Below are 18,769 nucleotides of genomic sequence, written 5' to 3'. Positions count from 1 at the left end.
GTGGCGCAACACGGTTCCGAGGCTAACGTTCGTCGCGAAACGCGGCGACGACCCGCGGTACAGCGGTTGTTCACACTGCGGAATCCGTCGGCCGACACGCCGAAAGCCTGTGGATAACTGCACTTTCGGCGCACCTCGCGCCGCTGTCGGATGCCGATACTTTTGGCATGACGACCACTTCCCCACTGCGCGGGCCGATGCTCAACCCGCGAGTGACCACCCTGGTTCGCCCGTCCGGCACGGTCCAGCTCGGCTGGGACCCCGAACGCGCACTGCTGCTGGAAACCACCGATCACGACACCGGTACCGTTCTCGCCTTCCTCCGCCTGCTCGACGGCTTGCAATCGCGGCCCCAGATCATCTGGCGGGCAGGTGAATTCGGCATCAGCCCCGATCGCACCATGGGCATGCTCACCGCGATCGAGCGTGCGGGCCTGCTGCTCGAGCCCGAACCCGCGCTGGGCAAGATCCGCGGTATCACCGTGCACGGCCTCGGCCCGCTCTCGGACGCCGTAGCGATCGGATTGCGGCGCATGGGTTTTCGCCCCACCCGCTCGCGCGCGTACCGACCCGACAGTCCGCCAGGTACCGCCACGGGCGATCTGGTGGTACTCACCGACGCGTTGATGATCGACCCCGGACTGTCGGTGGATCTGGTGTTGCGCCGGGTGCCGCACCTGCAGGTCCGAGTTCGCGACGGGGTCGGCGTGGTCGGCCCGCTCGTACTGCCCGGCGAAACCAGCTGCCTGCGCTGTGCCGACCTGACCCGGGCCGGATTCGATCACGACTGGCCGCATCTGGCCGCCCAGCTACTGGGCCGCACCGGGCACGCATCCCCGGCGGGCATCGCGGCGACGACCGCGCTGGCGCTCGGCGAACTGGAGGCGATCGTCGCCTGTTCACCGCGGCGTCCACCGCGCACTCTCGACGCCACCGTGGAATTGAACCTCGACACCCACGAGATCCAGCGCCGGCCGTGGCTGCCACATCAGGAATGCGGGTGCCGGAACATGACCTCCCGCGCGCCGGAAACCGCCCGGTGACGGGCGTCGCATCAGCCGGTGTGAGCATTCTTATGGCACACACCCCGCGAGTTCGGCCATGATGGGTACCGTGTCCGAGATCGTGCGCCGCAGTTCCAGCCGCAATGCCAAGTTGGCCAAGATTCCGCTCGGCATCGCCGGACGAGCCGCTGTCGGGTTCGGCAAGAAGCTCGTCGGTGGTGACAAGAAGCAGATCAACGCGAACCTGAACCAGAAAGCAGCCGAGCAGCTGTTCACCGTGCTCGGTGAGCTCAAGGGCGGCGCGATGAAGTTCGGGCAGGCGCTGAGCGTGATGGAGGCCGCGGTCCCGGAGGAGTTCGGCGAGCACTATCGCGAGGCGCTGACCAAGCTCCAGGCCGCCGCACCGCCGATGCCCGCCGAGACGGTGCACCGCGTGCTCGACCAGCAGCTGGGCACCAAGTGGCGGGAACGCTTCGCGTCCTTCGACGACACCCCGGCCGCCTCGGCCAGCATCGGCCAGGTGCATCGCGCGGTCTGGTCCGACGGCCGCGCGGTGGCGGTGAAGGTGCAGTATCCGGGCGCCGACGACGCGCTGCGCGCCGACCTGAAGACGCTGTCGCGGATGACCGGGCTGCTCTCGTCGGTGATCCCCGGCGCCGATGTGAAGCCGCTGCTCGCCGAGATCACCGAACGCACCGAGGAAGAACTCGACTACCGCATCGAGGCCGCCAACCAGCGCCGCTTCGCCGCCGCGTTCGATGGCCACCCCACCATCGCGATCCCGAAGGTGGTGGCGGGCGCGCCGAAGGTGATCGTCACCGAATGGCTCGACGGCACCCCGGTGTCGGCGCTGATCAAGGCAGGCGCGGAGGATCCCGAGGGCACCCGGGCGCAGCGCAACCGGATCGCCGAGCTGATGGGAACCTTCCACTTCAGCTCGCCCGAACTGGTCGGCCTGCTGCACGGCGACCCGCACCCCGGCAATTTCCTGGTGCGGGCCGACGGCACCTTGGCCGTGCTCGACTTCGGCGCGTGTGCGCCGATGCCGGACGGCTTCCCGGAGATCCTGGGCCGCATGCTGGCCCTCGCTGTCGCCGACGAGCACGCGGCCCTCACCGAGTTGCTCTACGAGCACGGCTGGGTCATTCCCGGCCGGGTGGTGACCCACGAGGAGATCGAGGCGTACCTGCGCCCGTTCAGCGACCCGATTCGCACCGACACGTTCCACTTCACCCGCTCGTGGATGCAGCGGGTGGCGGGCAAGGCCTCCGAGTTCTCCAGCCCGGAGATGAAAACCGCTCGTGCCCTGCAACTTCCGGCCGAGTACCTCACTGTCTTCCGGGTGCTCGGTGGCTCGGTCGGCATCTTGGCCCAGCTCGACGCGGAACTCGGCTTCATGAACCTGGTCCGCACCTGGGTGCCGGGCTTCCGCGCCGAACAGGCGTCGTAGGCGCACCCTCACCCGGGGCGTCTCAGTCGACGGAAGCCCTGGACGAGCGTCGGCCCACCGTGCACAGCACGTGCACCGCGATGCCGACCACGGCGGCCATGGTGACTCCGCTGCCGAGTAGCAGCTTCAGATCGGCGGGGAAGCCGCGATAGAGGGCGGGAACCAGAATCGGCAGCAGGCCCGCGGTGAGGGCCGCGGTGGTGGTGAGCAGGGCCGCGTCGTCGTTCAGGTCGACTTCGCGGAACAAGCCGATCGCGGAAGCGATGATCGTGGCGAACACGATGGCCGCCGTCGCGCCGACGACAGGACCGGGTAGCGAATTCACGATCCGGCCGACCGGCGCCACGAACGCGGCCAGGATCAACATCAGGCCGGTCAGCGCGGTGACGTAGCGACTGCGAACACCGGTGAGCCGGATCAGCCCGATGTTCTCACCGCTGGTCACCATGGTCGGTCCACCGAACAGCCCGGAGAACAGGGAGGTGACAGCGTCACCGCGGATCGTGCGCCCGACCGTCGGCGCGGTGTCGATCTGCTTGCCGACGACCTGCGCGTTGAGCACCGTTTGCCCGGTGGCCTCGGCCATCGAGCCGATGCTGAACACCAGCAGCGGCACGGCCGCCAGCAGGTCGAAATGCGGTGCGCCGAACAGCAGCGGCTCCGGCAGTTGCACCAGCGCGTCACCCGGGGCGAGCGTGAATCGGCCGAGCGCCGCCGCCACCGCGGTCCCGACCCCCATCCCGATCAGCACCGACACGCGTCGCCAACCGGGAGGCAGGAAACGGTGTGCCAGCACTGTCGCCGCGATCGTCACCCCGGCGATGGTCACCGACCTGACCGGGGTGGGGTCGTCGGCGGAGGTGATCAGATTCGCGCCGACCTTCACCAGGTTCACCCCGATCACCAGGATCATGCTCGCGATCACGACCATCGGCAGGAACCGCACCAGCTTGCGCGCGATCGGCACCAGCGCGATGCCCGCGACCGCGGTGATCAGTACCGCGCCGGTGGCGGTGGCGGGGTCGTAGGTCTGCGCGGTCTGGATGAACAGCACCACCGCCGCGCCACCGGGCAGCATGACGAACGGCAGCCCGGCTCCGAGACCGTATCGGCCCCCGGACTGCAGGATGGTGCCGATACCGCTGAAAAGCAGTGCGCCACAGAGCAGGGCGCGGGCCGCCTCGTCGTCCAGGTGCAGGCTGCGGCTGATCAGCAGCACCGAGGTGAGCGGCATCGCGATCATCACCACCAGGTGCTGTAGTGCACCGGCGAAAGCCCGGCCCGCGGGCGGAATCTCGTCGACCGGCGCCACCATCGGTTCGGTCACCGCAGCCATGGGAGTTCCTCGGCGCGGTAACGGTAGGCACGGAAGATCGCGTTGGAGATACCCGGAAACACCTGGGCGGTATCGGGATCGGGGTATTCGGTGAACGAGGGCACCACGTACTCCCAGCAGATCTCCCGTTCCGGGGTCACCTCGAAGATCCGGCCGAACGCCGCCTCGGTGATCAGCGTGTTGCCGTTGGGCAGCCGCTGCGCGCCACCCATGAAGGGAGTGAAGAACGCCTCACGCGGGGAGTCCTGATAGGTCCACCCGACTTCGCCGGTAGCAGCGTCTATTTCGATGACGCGGCTGTAGGTGACCGACTCTCCGGTGCGGAAGGTGCCGTTGTCGAACACCAGGATCTGGCCGTCGCCGAGCGGGGTGGCGTGATGCTGTTGAGCGACGGTGTCGCGGTCGGCGAGCTCGGTGACCGCGCCGGTGCGCCGATCGATCAGGATCACCGCGGAGACACTGCGCAGACTGGCCACCACCGTGTGCTCGTCGAGCGGGTACACGCTGTTGATCAGCGGCCAGTGCTCACGCCAATAGTGCGGCTGCAGCGCGAATTTCGCGGGATCGAGATGCTCGACCGCGCGCCACTCCCAGATCGGCGCGCCGTCGGGGCCGACCTCGCGGATCACATCGGACCAGACGATCCCGTCGGCTTCGGTGCCGGGCACACCGCCCTGGATCCGTGCCGCGTCGGCGCCGGTGAGCGGCTGCACTGCGGCGTAGAGCACGCGCCCGTCGTCGTAGTGGTGGGCGTCGTGGTGGGCCAGATCGTCGCGGATCTCGGACAGTTGGGCACCGGTGTGGTCGTAGCGGGCCATCGAACCGCCGGAGTACTTGCGCCACATGGCGAACAGGGGTGCACGGGCCAGGGTCGCACCGTTGTAGGCGAGGGAGCCGTCGGCGAGGATGCGGGCGTGTCTGCCCGGGCGGTAGGGCAGGTGCCACTGGTGGACGATCGCGCCGTCGAGGTCGACCAGGTCGACTCGGCCGTTGCCCGCCAGCGGCGCGTAGAGCGTGAAGCCGGGCGAGGCCAGCTCGGCATCGCTGCCGATCAGCCCGATGCCCCGGCGCTTGAGGGTGTTCTGTTCCATGCCGCCTCTTCCTGAATATTCGACCCCACTGAATATTCAGTAGAATCGCGCACACGGGAACCGTTCCGATCATGGTGCGCGAAACCGGCTCACCCCCTGGTCGGACACCGAAACAGCGGACCAGCACCGGTTGCGGGCACTGAAAATTCACTACAGTCACACGCACAGCCAGGACCGAGGACACGGAGGCGATCAGTGGCCAGTGAGCACATCCGGAATCGGCAACTCGGCACCGTGATCCGCGATCGGCGCCTCGCCGCCGAATACACCCTCGCCCGCCTTGCCACCGAAACCGGTCTGTCCCAGTCATTTCTGAGCCAACTCGAGAACGGCCGGACCAACACCAGCCTGCGCTCGCTCCAGCTGATCGCCGACGCCCTCTCGACCACCGCGACAGCCCTGCTGGCCGCGGCCGACGACACCGCGCCCGCGGCCGTGGTCCGCGCCGCCGACGACACCGCCCTGCCCCAAACCGAGCCCGGTGCGGGCACCGTACGGTCCCTCGTCCACGGTGACCGCGACCTGCGCGCCCTGGAATTCACCGGCGGCACCGATCGCGGTGACCGCGATTTCGTCCACCGATCCGACGAGATCATCCACGTGATCCGCGGCCGGATCTCCCTGATCGCCGAGGGCACCGAACACGACCTCGGCGCCGGTGACACCTATTACTGCCGCGCGGGTGAGAAGCACAGGTGGTGGGCGCACTCCCCGGACACCACCACATTGGTCCTCGCCGTCGCCGACGGTCGCACCGTCAAACGCGCATCCCGCATATAGCAAAACGAACCGCTCACCATGACGAGGTGAGCGGTTCGCTTGCGGTACAACCCTTTTCCCGGGTTCATGCCACGATCGCGACCTTGCGCGGGCGACCGCGGGGGCGCTTGCGGGCGATCACGACACCCTGGTCGAAGATCTCACCGCCCCACACGCCCCACGGCTCGGCACGATCGATGGCCGCGGTCAGGCAGCCCTTGCGGATCGGGCAGGCCGCGCACAGTTCCTTGGCCTGCTCGAGATCGGTGGGGCTCTCGGCGAACCACAGATCGGGGTTTCCGCCCCTACAGGGCAGAGTCTTGGTGACCTCACGGACGCGAGGGGTCTGCGCCACGGTTCGGCATGTCACGTCAGTAGTGGCCGTCGGCCAGTCCTGGGCGGTGAACACGTCGTTCTCCTTCAGCTCGTTTGCAGCGGTCGAATGTTCGGTGTGCGAACCCGGTGCCAACGGCTGAGGAGCCGAAATAAAGATGGCCACGGTTTTCGCTTCTCGCGATCCGTGGCCAGGAGGTCTGGGAGGTGTTCCCTACCTAGTTCGACATCTCTGTCGAGACCTGATCACGGTCGCTGGGTGGACGCGGAGGCGGATTGCGCCGGTGAACTCCGGTGCGTAACCGGCTTCCTCGGCGATTGCTGCCGGTGCCGCGACGGCGGTCGGCTGCCAACCCACGTTGGGCTTGTCCTGGAGACGAATCGGAGTGTGCTGATGAACGACAGTCATCGGCACAGCTTTGGCATCGACGCCGGACAGGCCGGTCCCCTGCAGAGCGAGGACCCCCCGGGAGGCGGACATGACAAATCCGTTCACCAGGACGCGATTGCTCATCGCATCGAACGTGGTGTTCGTGTTCGTGTTCATGTGTCTGCCTCCCTCCTGAACTCGTGTGTGAACAATTACCGCGCACCGGGATCACTCTCGGTGCGTGTTCTCCACCATAGGCAATGATCGAGAACCGAACAACTTATTTTCTACCTGGGGTTTTGTGCTGTTGCCCGCAAACGTGACGCAACGATGGCGAGCACATCGGCACCGTACTGTTCGATCTTCTTCGCGCCGATGCCGGCGATGGCCGCCAGCGCGGCGTCGTCGGCGGGCAGCTGTTCGGCGATGGCGGTGAGGGTGGTGTCGGTGAACACCACGAAGTCGCGCCGCTGCAACGCTTCGGCCTTCTCGGCTCGCCATTCCTTCAGTGCCTCGAGCAGCTGCGGGTCGACCTCGCCCGGGCAGCGCCTGCACCGGCCGAGCATGGTGGCATAGGTGCCGATCAGCGGCTTGAGGCACACCCGGCACAGTGGACGCGGGGTGTCGGCCTTGACCGGGACTTCCACGGCGATCCGCGAGGCCGCCGAACTGTCCGGAATCAACCCGTTGAGGAACCGCGACCGGGTCACCGGCCGATAGTCACCGCTCGCTTGCAGCCGCCTTTGGGTCCACGACAGGCTCAGATGTTCGCGTGCCCGCGTGACACCGACATAGAGCAGCCGGCGCTCCTCCTCCAGTCCCGCTTCGTCGACGGGCGCGTTCTTCCGGCCGAGCACATGGAAGATCGGCAGCGTGCCGTCGGTGAGCCCGGCCAGGAACACCGCGTCCCATTCCAGGCCCTTCGCCGCGTGCAGCGAAGCCAGAGTGACACCGTCGACGATCGGCGGATGCTTGGCCTCCGCGCGGGTCGCGAGCTCGCGCAGCAGCGCGGTGAGATCCATGTCGTCGTCGTGGCTGACCAGTTCCTCGGTGAGCTGCACCAGCGCCAGCAGCGCCGACCAGCGTTCCTTCGCCTGCGCACCGGCCGGTTCCTCCGCGGTCAGCCCGACCGGCGCCAGCGCGGCCCGCACCAGCGTGATCAGCGACGACCCACTGCGCGCCGCGTCGGGCAGATCGTCGCGAGCGTCGACCTGGCGCAGCGCCGACACCGCCTGCCGCACTTCCTGACGCTGGAAGAACCCCTCGCCGCCGCGCACCTGGAACGGAATCTCCCGCGCCCCGAGCACCTGTTCGAACGGTTCCGACAGCGCGTTGGTCCGGTACAGCACCGCGATCTCGGACGCCGGGGTTCCGGCGGCGATCAGCTTCTCGATCCGCCCGGCGACCGCGACGGCCTCGGCCTGCGCGTCGGCGTACTCGGCGAATTCCGGCTCGGGCCCGTCGGATCGCTGACCGATCAGGGCAAGGCGGGTGCCCGCGATGCGTCCGCGCGCCGCACCGATGACCTGGTTGGCCAGCGACACCACCTGGGGTGTCGACCGGTAGTCGCGTTCGAGCCGCACCACGGTGGCGTCGGGGAAGCGCCGGGAGAAATCGAGCAGGTAGGACGGGGTGGCCCCGGTGAACGAGTAGATGGTCTGGTTCGCGTCGCCGACCACGGTCAGGTCGTCGCGCTCGCCCAGCCACGCGTCGAGCACTCGCTGCTGTAGCGGCGTCACGTCCTGGTATTCGTCGACGACGAAACTGCGATAGCGACCGCGGAATTCGTCGGCGACGGCCGGATAGTCCTCGAGTGCGGCCGCGGTGTGCAGGAGCAGGTCGTCGAAGTCGAGCAGCAGGCCGTCGGCGGAGGCTTTCGCGGATTCGTAGCCCTGGTACACCTCGGCGACCTTGGCGACGTCGACCGGCGCGTCACGATGATGTCTGGCGGCAGCGGCCGGATAGTCCTCCGGGGCGATCAGCGACGCCTTGGCCCATTCGATCTCGCTGAGCAGGTCGCGCACCATTTCGGTGGAGGCACGCAGCCCCGCCCGCTGCGCGGCCTGCGAGACGATGGGGAACTTGCTGTCGATCAACCGCCACGGCACATCCCCCACCACCTGCGGCCAGAAATACCGCAACTGCCGCAGCGCCGCGGCGTGGAAGGTGCGCGCCTGCACCTGCCCGGCATCGCCCCCGAGTCCCATCGTGCGCAGCCGATTGCGCATCTCTCCCGCCGCGCGTGCGGTGAACGTCACCGCCAGCACCTGGTCGGCCTTCACATGCCCGCCCGCGATCAGGTGCGCGATCCGATGCGTGATCGTCCTGGTCTTACCGGTCCCCGCACCCGCGAGAACACAGACCGGCCCCCTCGGTGCCCGCACCGCGGCGGCCTGTTCCGGGTCGAGGGCGGTGAGATCGAGTGCTGGCACGCGCACCATCATGACAGCGCCCACCGACAACGTGCCGCGACGCCCGCGGATGCAGGGGCAAGGAACACAGCGCCACCTCGCGACGTTGCACATCCCGTGACTGAAGCAACCCCAGATCTGACGATGTACTCGACCACCTGGTGCGGCTACTGCCGGCGCCTGCGGACCCAGCTCGACGAGGCGGGCATCACCTACTCGGTGATCGATATCGAGGACGATCCCGCTTCGGCCGAGTTCGTCGGCAGCGTCAACAACGGCAACCACGTCGTGCCGACGATCAAGTACCGCGACGGCTCCACCGCGACCAACCCATCGCTGGCCGCGGTCAAGCAGGCATTGGCCGCCCAGCAGGCCTGATTCGCCGCGTCAGTCCGCCCAGGACTCGATGATCGAGCGCGCGATCGAGATGGACCCGGGGACGAGCAGCCGGGCGCCGGGTTCGCGCGCCGACCAGTCGCCGAGCCGCAGTGCCGCGCGGACCTCCTCGCGGGTGAACCAGTGCGCCTCGGCGATCTCGCCATCGGAGAACACGAGTTCCTGGGCGGGGTCGCCGACCGCGGCGAAGCCGACCATCAGCGAGCGCGGGAACGGCCACGGCTGGCTGCCGAGATACTCGATCTCGCGCAGGTCGACACCGACCTCCTCGCGGACCTCGCGTTCCACGCAGTGCTCCAGCGATTCACCGGCTTCGACGAAGCCTGCCAGCAGTGAGAACATCGTCTCCGGCCAGCTCTGCTGACGGGCCAGCAGCACCCGATCGGCGCCGTCGTGGACCAGGCAGATCACGGCGGGGTCGATCCGTGGGAACTCTTCCTCGCCTGCCGCGGTCAGCCGCGACCAACCGCCGCGCGCCGTCGTGGTCGCCGTGCCGTCGCCGCCGTGATACCCGGCCCGATCGTGCCAGTTGAGCAGCGCGTACGCGGTGGACAGCAGTTCCGCGGTGAAATCGTCGACAGCGCCGAGGGTTCGCAGATCCTTCAGGGTGCCGTCCAGATCGTTCGCTCGCACCGCCCACAGGTGGCTGCCATCGGCGGCACCGAGGAACACCGCGCCCTCACCGGGCTCCTGCGCCACCGAGACGGCAGCGTCGAGGACGATCTTGCCGTCCTCGACCCGCACTTTCCCCCGCGCGTCGATACGCAGAATCTTCGCTTTCCCCCACCCTTCGCGCAGGGCGCCGGGATCGAGCCGGGCGTGCTCGGCCCGGTCGATGGTGGAACGTGACAGCAGCGGAACGTTTTTCAGCCGGAACGACACGATCCGAGCATAGAGCGAAGGCGCGGGCGCGGGTGCGCCCGGGCGGCCGACTACTTTCCGGCGCGACGGATGTAGAGCAGTTTGTCGCCGGTGTCGAGGGCATCGACCTCGGGTTCGCCGACCCTGATCAGCGCGCCGTTGCGCACCACACCGAGCACGATATCGCTGAGATGGCGCGGCGATCCGCCCACTTCGGTCGTCTCCACCTCGCGTTCGGCGACGGCGAAGCCCTGCTCGGGCGTGAGCAGGTCTTCCATCATCTCCACGACCGTCGGCGTGGTGGTGGCGATACCGAGCAGCCTGCCCGCGGTCTCCGAGGACACCACCACCGAGTCGGCGCCGGACTGGCGGACCAGGTGGGTGTTCTCCGCTTCGCGGATGGCCACCGAGATCTTGGCCGTCTTGTTCAGTTCGCGCGCGGTGAGCGTCACCAGCACGGCGGTGTCGTCGCGATTGGTGGCGACGACGACCGCGGCGGCACGCTGCACACCGGTCAGTCGCAGCACATCGGACTTGGTCGCCGAACCGTGCACGGTCACCAGGCCCGCCGCGGCAGCGGCCTCGAGCGCGATGGGATCGGTGTCGACCACCACGATGTCGGACACCTGGATCCCGTCACCGACCATCGCATCGATCGCGGTCCGGCCCTTGGTGCCGTAGCCGACGACGACGGTGTGATTACGCACGGTGTGCCTCCATCGCTGAATCTTGAATGCCTGCCGCGACCGTTCGGTCAGCACGCCGAGAGTGGTACCGACCAACACGATGAGGAACAGGACGCGCAGGGGGGTGATGACGATGATGTTCACCAACCGCGCCGACGGGGTCACCGGGGCGATATCGCCGTAGCCGGTGGTCGACAGCGACACCGTGGCGTAGTACATCGCGTCCAGGAACGACAGCTCGTCGCCGGTGTTGTCGCTGTAGCCGTGGCGGCCGACGTAGACCACTGTCGCGGCGGTGAACAGCAGTGCGATCGCGAACAACACGCGACGGGTGAGCGAAACCCACGGGCTGGACTGCGCCGCCGGGATCCGCAACAGACCGACCAGGGCGTAGTCGGGACTGCTGCTCAACCCGACCGGGTTGCGCGTGTCACCGAACATGCCTGCTCCTGTATTTCTGGCGGCTGGCGCCGCGGGTTTTCGGCCTGGGTACCTTGGTCTTCCCTCCCGCCGGGCACTCCTTCGTCGCACCCTCTGGTCAGTCCAGATCAAGGCGGCCGAAAACCCGGCGGCGACCGCAACACTATCGGCTCAGTGAACCTCGTGTGGATCGGTGTCGGCGTTTTCCGGTGCGGCGTCGCGGATGAGGCGCTCCAGCTCGGCGGGGCCCGCCAGTCGCGCGGGGGCGATGGTGCGGCCGGAGCGGATGTAATGGAATGCGGCGCCGACACGTTGGAGCATCCGGTCCTCGGTCTCGCCGGTGCGCGCGGCCATCAGGCGGGCCCAGGCGAGGCGGTAGACAGCCAGCTGCACGGCGACGGCGGGCTCGTCGGCGGGGCCGGGTTCGGCGCCGGTCTTCCAGTCGACCACGATCCAGCGGCCGCCGGGTTCGGCGAAGACGGCATCCATGCGACCGCGAATCACCGTGCCCGCGATGCTGGTTTCGAAGGGCACTTCCACGTCGACCGGATTGCGGTGCGCCCACGGTGAGCGGCGGAAGGCGGACTGCATGGCGGCGAGTTCCTGGTCGGCGCGTCCCATTTCGGTGGTGCTGTCGGCGGCGCCGGGCAGTTCGTCGAGGCCGAGCAGCTGTTCGGTGCCGAACCAGGATTGCACCCAGGCGTGAAAGGCGGTGCCGCGCCGGGCCATCGGGTTCGGGGGGTACGGGAGCGGGCGGCGCAGACGGGCGGCCAGGCGGGTCGGGTCGGCGCGGAGTTCGACGAGGGCGGTGGCGGGGAGTTGGCCGGGAAGTTCCACCTGCTGTTCGGCGAGTTCGGCGGCGGTGAATTCGGCGAGGAGGGCGTCGACATCGTTGACCCAGCCCTCGGGGTCGTCGATCTCGGCCTGATCGTCGGCGGTGCTGTGGGCCACCGATGTGCCGCTGCGCAATTCGTCGAGTGCTTCGCGGACGAGGGCGGCGCCCTGTTCGATGGGATCGCGACGGTTGCCCAGTGGGTCGCGTGGCCACGGGGCGGTCGGCGGGTTGTCGGCGAACGGGTTCACCGCGTCCGGTGGTGGCTTGTCGTCCCAGCGGGCGACGGTGGCGACGCCGTAGGCCTCGCTGCCCGGGTTCTCGTTCGCCTCCTTGAGCTCGAGCAGGAAATCCGACGGACCCTTCTGCGAGGTCCCCGTCTCGGGCCAGTAGTAGGCCGAAACCAGCAGGACTCGTTCGGTTCTGGTGAGCGCCACATAGAACAGGCGCCGTTCCTCGTCGAGCCGGCGGCTCTTGAGCGCGTCCTTGTGGTCGGCAATCGCGTGTTCGAGTTCGGAGCGGTCACCCACGGCGCTCAAGTCCAGGACGGGCACGCCCTCGGACGCGTCCGGCTGGGCGCGGTCGCCGCGCAGCGTGGTGGGGAGTTCGGTGAGCGCGCCGAGCCAGGTGCTCAGTGCGGTGGTCGACGGGAACACCGTGGCGCTCACGTGCGGCACGGCGACGACTTCCCATTCCAGGCCCTTGGCGGCGTGCACGGTGAGCACCTGCACCCGGTCGCGCGCGACCTCGACTTCGCCTGGCTCCAAACCGTTTTCGACCGATTCCGCCGCGGTGAAGAAGGCGAGCAGGCCGCTCAGCGATGCCCGGGAATCGGCCGCGTACCCGGCGACCACCTCGGCGAAGGCATCGAGGTGCTCGCGTCCGGCGCCACCACCGGCGATCGCCCGCCTGGCCTGGGTCTCCACCCCGACGCCGATCGTCCGTTCGACATCGGCGACGAGTTCCACCAGCGGCTGCCCACTGCGTTCGCGCAGTGCGGCCAGCTCCTCGCTCAGGGCAGCGATCCGCGCGAACCCGGCCTCCGAATACTGGTCCGCCGCACCGGGGTCGGCGATGGCGTCGGCGAGACCGGCTTTCTCGGTCGGTTCGGGCGCGACCTCGCGCAACGCCGTCGCGAGTCCGGCCGCGTCGGTGATGGCGTCGGTGGCACCCGACCCGCTGCTGATGGACAGCATCTGCGCTCGCCGCGCCAGTGCGGCCAGGTCCGCCACCCCGATCCGCCACCGGGCCCCGGTGAGAATGCGGACCGCCGCGCTTCCGGTCCCCGGCTCGGCGATCAAGCGCAGAGTGGCGACGATATCGGCGACCTCCGGCGTCGCCAGCAACCCACCGAGTCCGACGATCTCCACCGGCAATCCCTGCTCGCGCAGGGCCTCTGCCAGCGGCGCCGCATCGGCATTGCGCCGGATGAGCACCGCCGAGGTGGGCGGCGGACCCTCGTTCTCCCGCGCCGTCGCCCACTCGCGCGCGATCCGCTCGGCGATCCAGTCCCGCTCCTGCGCGATGGTTTCGGTGAGCGCGAACTCGACGACCCCCGCCTGCGATTGCGGTTTGGCCCGCAACGCGTCCACCGTCGCCCCACCGGCCGCCCGCGCCACCGCCCGCAGCGGATCGGCCACCAGGTTCGCCAGCGCCAGCGCTTGGGGCGGGTTCCGCCAGCTGGTCAGCAGCGGCAACACCGGCGCGGGCACCCCTGGCGCAGCGGGGAAGTCCGTGGCGAAGCGCGGCAGGTTGGCCGCCGAGGCGCCACGCCACCCGTAGATGGATTGCATCGGGTCACCCACCGCCGTCACCGCGAGCGCACGCGAGAGCGGGGCGGATTCCCCCGGCACGGTGCGACTGCTGCCCTCGCGGGCCGCCGGCTCGCCTCGCGGCCGTTCGCCCCCACGCGCACCAGCGCTAGACATCCGCGCGCCAGGGTGATCGGCCGGCGACCGGGTGCCCGCGATGGCATCTTCGCGCTCATCCATCGCGAACAACGTGTCGGCTTCGCGTGTTCGAGCCGGGTGCTCCTCACCCCGGATCCGCACCGGCTCTCGCTGCCGATCTCGTTGTACCGCTTCGGCATTGCCGAACAGCGCCGACAACAGCACCCGTTGCGCGTGTCCGGTGTCCTGGTATTCGTCGAGCAGGACCAGTGTGAACCGCGCGCGTTCGGCGGCGGCGACTTCCGGATGGTCGACAGCCAATTGCGCGGCCAGCGACATCTGGGAGCCGAAATCCAGTGCGCCACGGCGGTTCAGCGCGTCGGCGAGCTGGCGAACCAGCGGGAGCAGCGCCACGCGCTCACGTTGCGCGGTCACCACGCCGACCAGTGCCTGGCTCGGTCCGCCGCGTTGCCGGGGGCCCGCGGGCAGCGTGTAGACGAGTTTCTCCAGCTCCGCGTGTGCCTCGGCCAACTGCTCCGGTTCCACCAGATGTTCGGCGAGCTGCCCGGACAGGGCGAGCACCGCCTCGGTCACCGAGACCGGCGTGCGATCGGTGTCGAGATCGCCGTCCCAGGAACGCACCACCTCGTGCGCGAGCTGCCACAACTGGGTCTGGGTGAGCAGCGCCGCCGAGGGTTCCACCGGCAACAACAGTCCGTGCGCGGTGAGCAGCCTGCCCGCGTACGAGTGGTAGGTGCTGATCTCGGGCTCGGCACCGGCGACGATCGTGCGCAACGCGCCACTGGGATCGATCTCACGCAGCAGCGGCGCGCCCGCCAACCGGGCGAGCCGGGTCCGGATCCGGGAGGTCAACTGCTGGGCGGCTTTTCGGGTGAAGGTCAACCCGAGTACTTCGTCCGGAGCGACCAGCTGGTTGGCCACCATCCACACCACGCGCGCGGCCATCGTCTCGGTCTTGCCCGCGCCCGCGCCCGCGACGACCAGCGTCGGCTCCGGCGGCGCGGCGATGACCGCCGACTGCTCATCGGTCGGGGGCGGCAGGCCGAGCGCGTCGGCCAACCGTTGCGGGGTGACGCGCACACCGCTCACTCGTCGGTCACCTGCCGTCCGGTGTCCTGCACCGGGCAACTGCCCGCGACCGGGCAGTGCCTGCACCCGTCGTTGCGCACCGCCAGATAGCCGGGCCCGCGCGTCGCGTCGGCCGCGTCGTGAATGGTGGTGCGCCACTGCTCGAGGCCGTCGCCGTCGAGCGCGCTCTGTGTCCGTTCGGCCGCGCCGGTCTTGCGGTTCGGCTTGGCGACATAGACCAACCGCGCGCCACCGGGGTCGGCCACGGGGGCAGGTTCGTCGGACTCGTCCTCGTCCAGCGCCCCGTGCGCGGCGGCCACCTGGTAGGTCGCCAGCTGCGCGTGATCGGCCACCGCCTTCTCGCTGACCGGCGTCTTGCCCGTCTTCACATCGACGATGACGAAGCGCCCCTGCGCATCTCGTTCGAGCCGATCGATGCGCCCCCGAATGCGTACGGCCCGTGCGCCTTCCGTGCGCGCGGGCAGCACACAGTCCACCGGCACCTCCACCCCGGCCTGGGTGAGCTCGCCGCGCGTGGTGCGCACCCAGGCGAGGAAGGTCTCCAGCATCGTCTCGGTGCGGCGTAGTTCCTGGCGCGAATGCCAGCCGTCGGCCGGGTCGACCGTTTTCCACGCCTGATCCAGCGCCGCCCGCACCTGCGCCTCGGGGACATCGCCCGCCAGCGCCTGCACGAGCGTGTGCACGAGATTGCCCTTCACGGCGTGCGGATTGTCACCGTCGGTGCCACCGTGGCGTTCCAGCGCCCATCGCAGCGGACAGGTGCGCAGCAGTTCGACCGTCGACGGTGACAACCCGATCGGGGAATCGTCGTCGTCCCAGAGTTCGCGCTGCGAACTGAGTTCGGCGGTGCCGTACCAGTCGCCGGGGTCGGTACCTGGCACGCCCGCGTCGGCCAGCCGCGCCAGCTGCCGAGCGGCGCGGTCACGCCGCTCGGGGTCGGCACCGGGATCACACACCACCCCGCGCAGTTCGGCGACGAGCGCGTGCATCACCAGCGCCCGTCCGGGATCGGCGACCGGCAGCGCGCCGGGTTCGCCGCTGTCGTCGTCGCCGACGAGTTCGGTGAGAAACCGCGAGGGCACCAGATCCTGGTCTCCCGCAGCGGATTCGACGGCGGTCACCAGCAACGACCGTCGCGCGCGGCTGCACGCCACCAGCAGCAGCCTGCGTTCCTCGGCCAGGATCGGCGCGGCGCGGCTCACGGTCGCGCTCGGATCGACCCCGGCGACCAGGTCGACGAGATCCTCGGTGTGCAGCAGCGTGCCCCGCGAGCGCGGGTTGGGCCAGATACCCTCCTGCACGGCCGCGACCGCCACCACATCCCATTCCCGGCCCGCCGCGGCGTGCGCGCTGAGCAGGGTCACCGCCTCACCCTCGGCGGTCAGCGGCCTACCCTGTTGCGCGAGTTGCTGGTGCAGCAGATATTCGACGAAACCGTCGATACTCGCCTTGGGCAACCGGTCGACGTAAGCGGCAGCGGCATCGAACAATTCGACAGCCGCGTCGAGGTCGCGGTCGGCCTGCATGCCCGGCGCCCCGCCACGTCGCGACTGCCGGAACCAGCGTCGCTCCAGCCGCGAATTCGTCCACAACGTCCACAGCACGTCTTCGAGCCCCTGCCCCCTGGCCTGGGTCTGTTTCGCCTTCGCCACCGCGCGCAACACGCGGCGCAGTGGCGCCGCCTCGACCTCGGTGAGCCCGTCGAGCAGCCGTTCCTCGCCGATACCGACGATCAGGTCGCGCAGCACCTCGGCCGAGGACTGATCGACCAGCGGCACCGCGGGCGACTCCGGGCGCACGGTTTCCACGACGGTGTGCGCGGCGGGCTGGTTTTCGGCATCGAGGAGGTCGATATCGTCGGGCAGCCGTTCGGCGATGTCCCAGTCCGGTTCGGGTTCCGGGCGCAGCGGATCCTCGGGGTCCGGGGGCGGCAACCATTCGTCGTCGATCGGATCCGGTTCGGGTTCAGCGATTTCCGGCGCGGGCACGGCTTCGTCCCAGAGCAGGAACTGGTCGGCTCCATCGACCAAGGGCTCGGCGAGCGCACCCGTGCGTTCCAGGTCGAGCACGCTGCGCCGCACACCGCGCCGCAACCGACGCAGGGCGATCTGGTCGGCCCCGCCGAGCGGCCCGGACAGCAGATCCATCGCGTCGTCCGACGAGAACATCGCATCGATCGCCCGGCGCGACCCCGGCCGCGACGCATCCCCCGCCAGCAACACCCGCAGCGCCAGCACCATCCACGCCGCCCCGCGCCGGCGTGCCAACGGCTCGGCCACCGCGGGCCTGCGCACCGGCACCCCGGCTGCCAGCAGGGCCCGCCGTAACGGCGCCAGCGACAACGGCACCGACCGCACGATCACCGCCATCGCCGACCACGGCACACCATCGGTGAGGTGCGCGCGGCGCAGATGGTCGGCGATCAGCGCCGCCTCCTTCGCCGGCGTCGACAACACCCGCACTCGCACACTCGACTCGTCGGCGGGAGGCAGATCGGCCGGGGGCGTCCACGCGTCCTCGGGCGGCGGTTCGTCCTCGGGCGGCAGGTCCTGCGGCACCGGCCACAGATCTGGTTCGGCGCTCGGACCGGCGTGGGCGAACAGATCGACGGCGCCCTCGAGTGCCGGGTCCTGGCCGACGACGGGCTGCCCCATGGGCTCGGGTGGTTCGTTCTCCTGTCCCGGCAGTACCCGGTGCCGCGCGCTCCCCGGCAACCTCGCCGCGATGCGCGCATTCGCCAAGCGGATCGGCGCGCCACTGCGATGGTTGTGACGCAGGATGATTCGCCGCTGCGCGACGGTGTCGAGGTCGGTGAGGAAGTGCGAATCCGCGCCGCGGAAGGTGAAGACGGCCTGGTCCGGGTCGCCGGTGACAACGGTGCTCGCGCTGCCGCTGCCGATGGCGCGCACGAGTGTCGCGGCCTGCGGGTCGAGGTGCTGGGCGTCGTCGACGAGCAGGTAGCGGATCCGATCCCGTTCGGCGGCGAGCAGATTCCGGTCGCCGGCCAGGGCATCGAGCGCCGCGCCGACCAGTTCCGCGGCGTCGAGCGCGGGCGCGGTGGCCTCCGGCGCGGCGACACCGACCGACCACCGCAGCATCGAGGCCTGTTCGTACCGCTGGAAGAAGCGCCCGGCCGCCACCCACGCGTCGTTGTCGTGCTCGCGACCGAGCGCCATCAGGTCTTCCGGGCCGAGCCCGCGCTCGGTCGCGCGCAGCATCAGGTCACGCAGTTGCTCGGCGAACCCGCCCAATGCCAGTGCGGGCTGTAATCGCGGCGGCCACAAACCGCCCGCCCCGGCTTCGATGTCGGCGAGATCTCCGCGCAGCATCTCCCGCAGCACCGCGTCCTGTTCGGCGCCGGTGAGCAGCCGCGGCGGCGGATTGCCGTGCAGATCCGCGTGCCGGCGCAGCACCGAGAACGCGTAGGAGTGCAGTGTGCGCACCATCGGTTCCCGGCTCGCGCCCGGAATACCACCCGCGGCGGGCCCCAGCTGGTGGGTGATCGCATCCCGCAACGCCGCGGCCGCGTGCTTGGTGTGTGTGAGGACCAGCACCGACGCCGGGTCGGCACCGTCGGCGATCCGCGCGGTCACCAGGTCGACCAGCAGCGCGGTCTTGCCCGTCCCCGGCCCGCCCATCACCTGCCAGGGTCGCCACCCGGGGCGCGGCGGCGCGGGCTGGGCCTGCTCGGCGAACAGCGCGCGAACGGACGCGCCCCAGGCCCGCGGCCGGGGCGCCCGCGTTGTCCGGCGCACGAGTCGCACCGAGCTATCCGATCGCACCACATCGGCTATTGCAACAGACCAGTCCGACACACCGGC

At 69.6% G+C, this 18,769-nt stretch carries 13 protein-coding genes; 4 read left to right on the top strand and 9 right to left on the bottom strand.

Features of this window, described 5'->3' with window-relative positions:
* Positions 1–167: 167 nt before the first annotated feature.
* Both ACFQ9R_RS15820 and ACFQ9R_RS15815 read left to right on the top strand, forming a co-directional pair.
* Entirely contained in the window at positions 168–1,043 is an 876-nt protein-coding gene (locus ACFQ9R_RS15820; RefSeq protein ID WP_378991339.1) for a TOMM precursor leader peptide-binding protein, read from the top strand.
* A 61-nt stretch (positions 1,044–1,104) separates the two neighbouring features.
* Complete coding sequence (locus ACFQ9R_RS15815) at positions 1,105–2,454, top strand: ABC1 kinase family protein (RefSeq protein ID WP_378991626.1); 1,350 nt, start codon at positions 1,105–1,107, stop codon at positions 2,452–2,454.
* 22 nt (positions 2,455–2,476) lie between these two features.
* Here ACFQ9R_RS15815 and ACFQ9R_RS15810 read toward each other — a convergent pair whose 3' ends face one another.
* Together ACFQ9R_RS15810 and ACFQ9R_RS15805 are read right to left on the bottom strand one after the other, a co-directional pair.
* Positions 2,477–3,790: a uracil-xanthine permease family protein gene (locus ACFQ9R_RS15810; protein WP_378991338.1), complete on the bottom strand. Its 1,314-nt coding sequence runs from the start codon at positions 3,788–3,790 to the stop codon at positions 2,477–2,479.
* Positions 3,778–4,881, bottom strand: a complete 1,104-nt coding sequence (locus ACFQ9R_RS15805; protein ID WP_378991337.1) for an aryl-sulfate sulfotransferase — start codon at positions 4,879–4,881, stop codon at positions 3,778–3,780. The genes ACFQ9R_RS15810 and ACFQ9R_RS15805 overlap by 13 nt, the downstream gene beginning before the upstream one ends.
* A gap of 195 nt (positions 4,882–5,076) precedes the next feature.
* Here ACFQ9R_RS15805 and ACFQ9R_RS15800 point away from each other — a divergent pair, with 195 nt between their 5' ends.
* The gene (locus tag ACFQ9R_RS15800) at positions 5,077–5,661 is read left to right on the top strand and encodes a helix-turn-helix domain-containing protein (protein WP_378991335.1); all 585 of its coding nucleotides are present in this window, start codon (positions 5,077–5,079) and stop codon (positions 5,659–5,661) included.
* Positions 5,662–5,725: 64 nt separating this feature from the next.
* Here the strand turns inward: ACFQ9R_RS15800 and ACFQ9R_RS15795 are convergent, their stop codons facing one another.
* The 3 genes from ACFQ9R_RS15795 to ACFQ9R_RS15785 all read right to left on the bottom strand — a co-directional run bounded on the left by ACFQ9R_RS15795 (position 5,726) and on the right by ACFQ9R_RS15785 (position 8,787).
* Entirely contained in the window at positions 5,726–6,049 is a 324-nt protein-coding gene (locus ACFQ9R_RS15795; protein WP_378632852.1) for a WhiB family transcriptional regulator, read from the bottom strand.
* 138 nt (positions 6,050–6,187) lie between these two features.
* Positions 6,188–6,520 carry a hypothetical protein gene (locus ACFQ9R_RS15790; RefSeq protein ID WP_378991334.1) on the bottom strand — a complete coding sequence of 111 codons (333 nt, stop codon included), beginning with the start codon at positions 6,518–6,520 and terminating at the stop codon, positions 6,188–6,190.
* Positions 6,521–6,630: 110 nt separating this feature from the next.
* Complete coding sequence (locus ACFQ9R_RS15785; protein ID WP_378991332.1) at positions 6,631–8,787, bottom strand: ATP-dependent DNA helicase UvrD2; 2,157 nt, start codon at positions 8,785–8,787, stop codon at positions 6,631–6,633.
* Positions 8,788–8,898: 111 nt separating this feature from the next.
* Here ACFQ9R_RS15785 and ACFQ9R_RS15780 point away from each other — a divergent pair, with 111 nt between their 5' ends.
* A complete protein-coding gene (locus ACFQ9R_RS15780) occupies positions 8,899–9,132 on the top strand; it encodes a mycoredoxin (protein ID WP_143876199.1) in 234 nt (77 codons plus the stop codon).
* 9 nt (positions 9,133–9,141) lie between these two features.
* Here the strand turns inward: ACFQ9R_RS15780 and nudC are convergent, their stop codons facing one another.
* From nudC to ACFQ9R_RS15760, 4 genes are all read right to left on the bottom strand, one after another.
* On the bottom strand, positions 9,142–10,035 hold the full coding sequence (gene nudC, locus ACFQ9R_RS15775) for an NAD(+) diphosphatase (protein ID WP_378991624.1): 894 nt from the start codon (positions 10,033–10,035) through the stop codon (positions 9,142–9,144).
* A 47-nt stretch (positions 10,036–10,082) separates the two neighbouring features.
* Positions 10,083–11,138, bottom strand: coding sequence for a potassium channel family protein (locus ACFQ9R_RS15770; protein WP_378991330.1), 1,056 nt, complete (start codon positions 11,136–11,138; stop codon positions 10,083–10,085).
* A gap of 150 nt (positions 11,139–11,288) precedes the next feature.
* Positions 11,289–14,948 (bottom strand): ATP-dependent helicase, encoded by a 3,660-nt coding sequence (locus ACFQ9R_RS15765; protein WP_378991328.1) that lies wholly within the window; start codon positions 14,946–14,948, stop codon positions 11,289–11,291.
* The gene (locus ACFQ9R_RS15760) at positions 14,945–18,703 is read right to left on the bottom strand and encodes an ATP-dependent helicase (RefSeq protein ID WP_378991326.1); all 3,759 of its coding nucleotides are present in this window, start codon (positions 18,701–18,703) and stop codon (positions 14,945–14,947) included. Before ACFQ9R_RS15760 ends, ACFQ9R_RS15765 begins: the two co-directional genes overlap by 4 nt.
* Between the last annotated feature and the right edge of the window lie 66 nt (positions 18,704–18,769).

Origin of the sequence: Nocardia sp. NPDC056541 (assembly GCF_042794235.1) — a bacterium.
GTDB lineage: Bacteria > Actinomycetota > Actinomycetes > Mycobacteriales > Mycobacteriaceae > Nocardia.
Note: the sequence above shows the minus strand (reverse complement) of the source record. Positions and strands in the feature narration are given on the sequence as shown.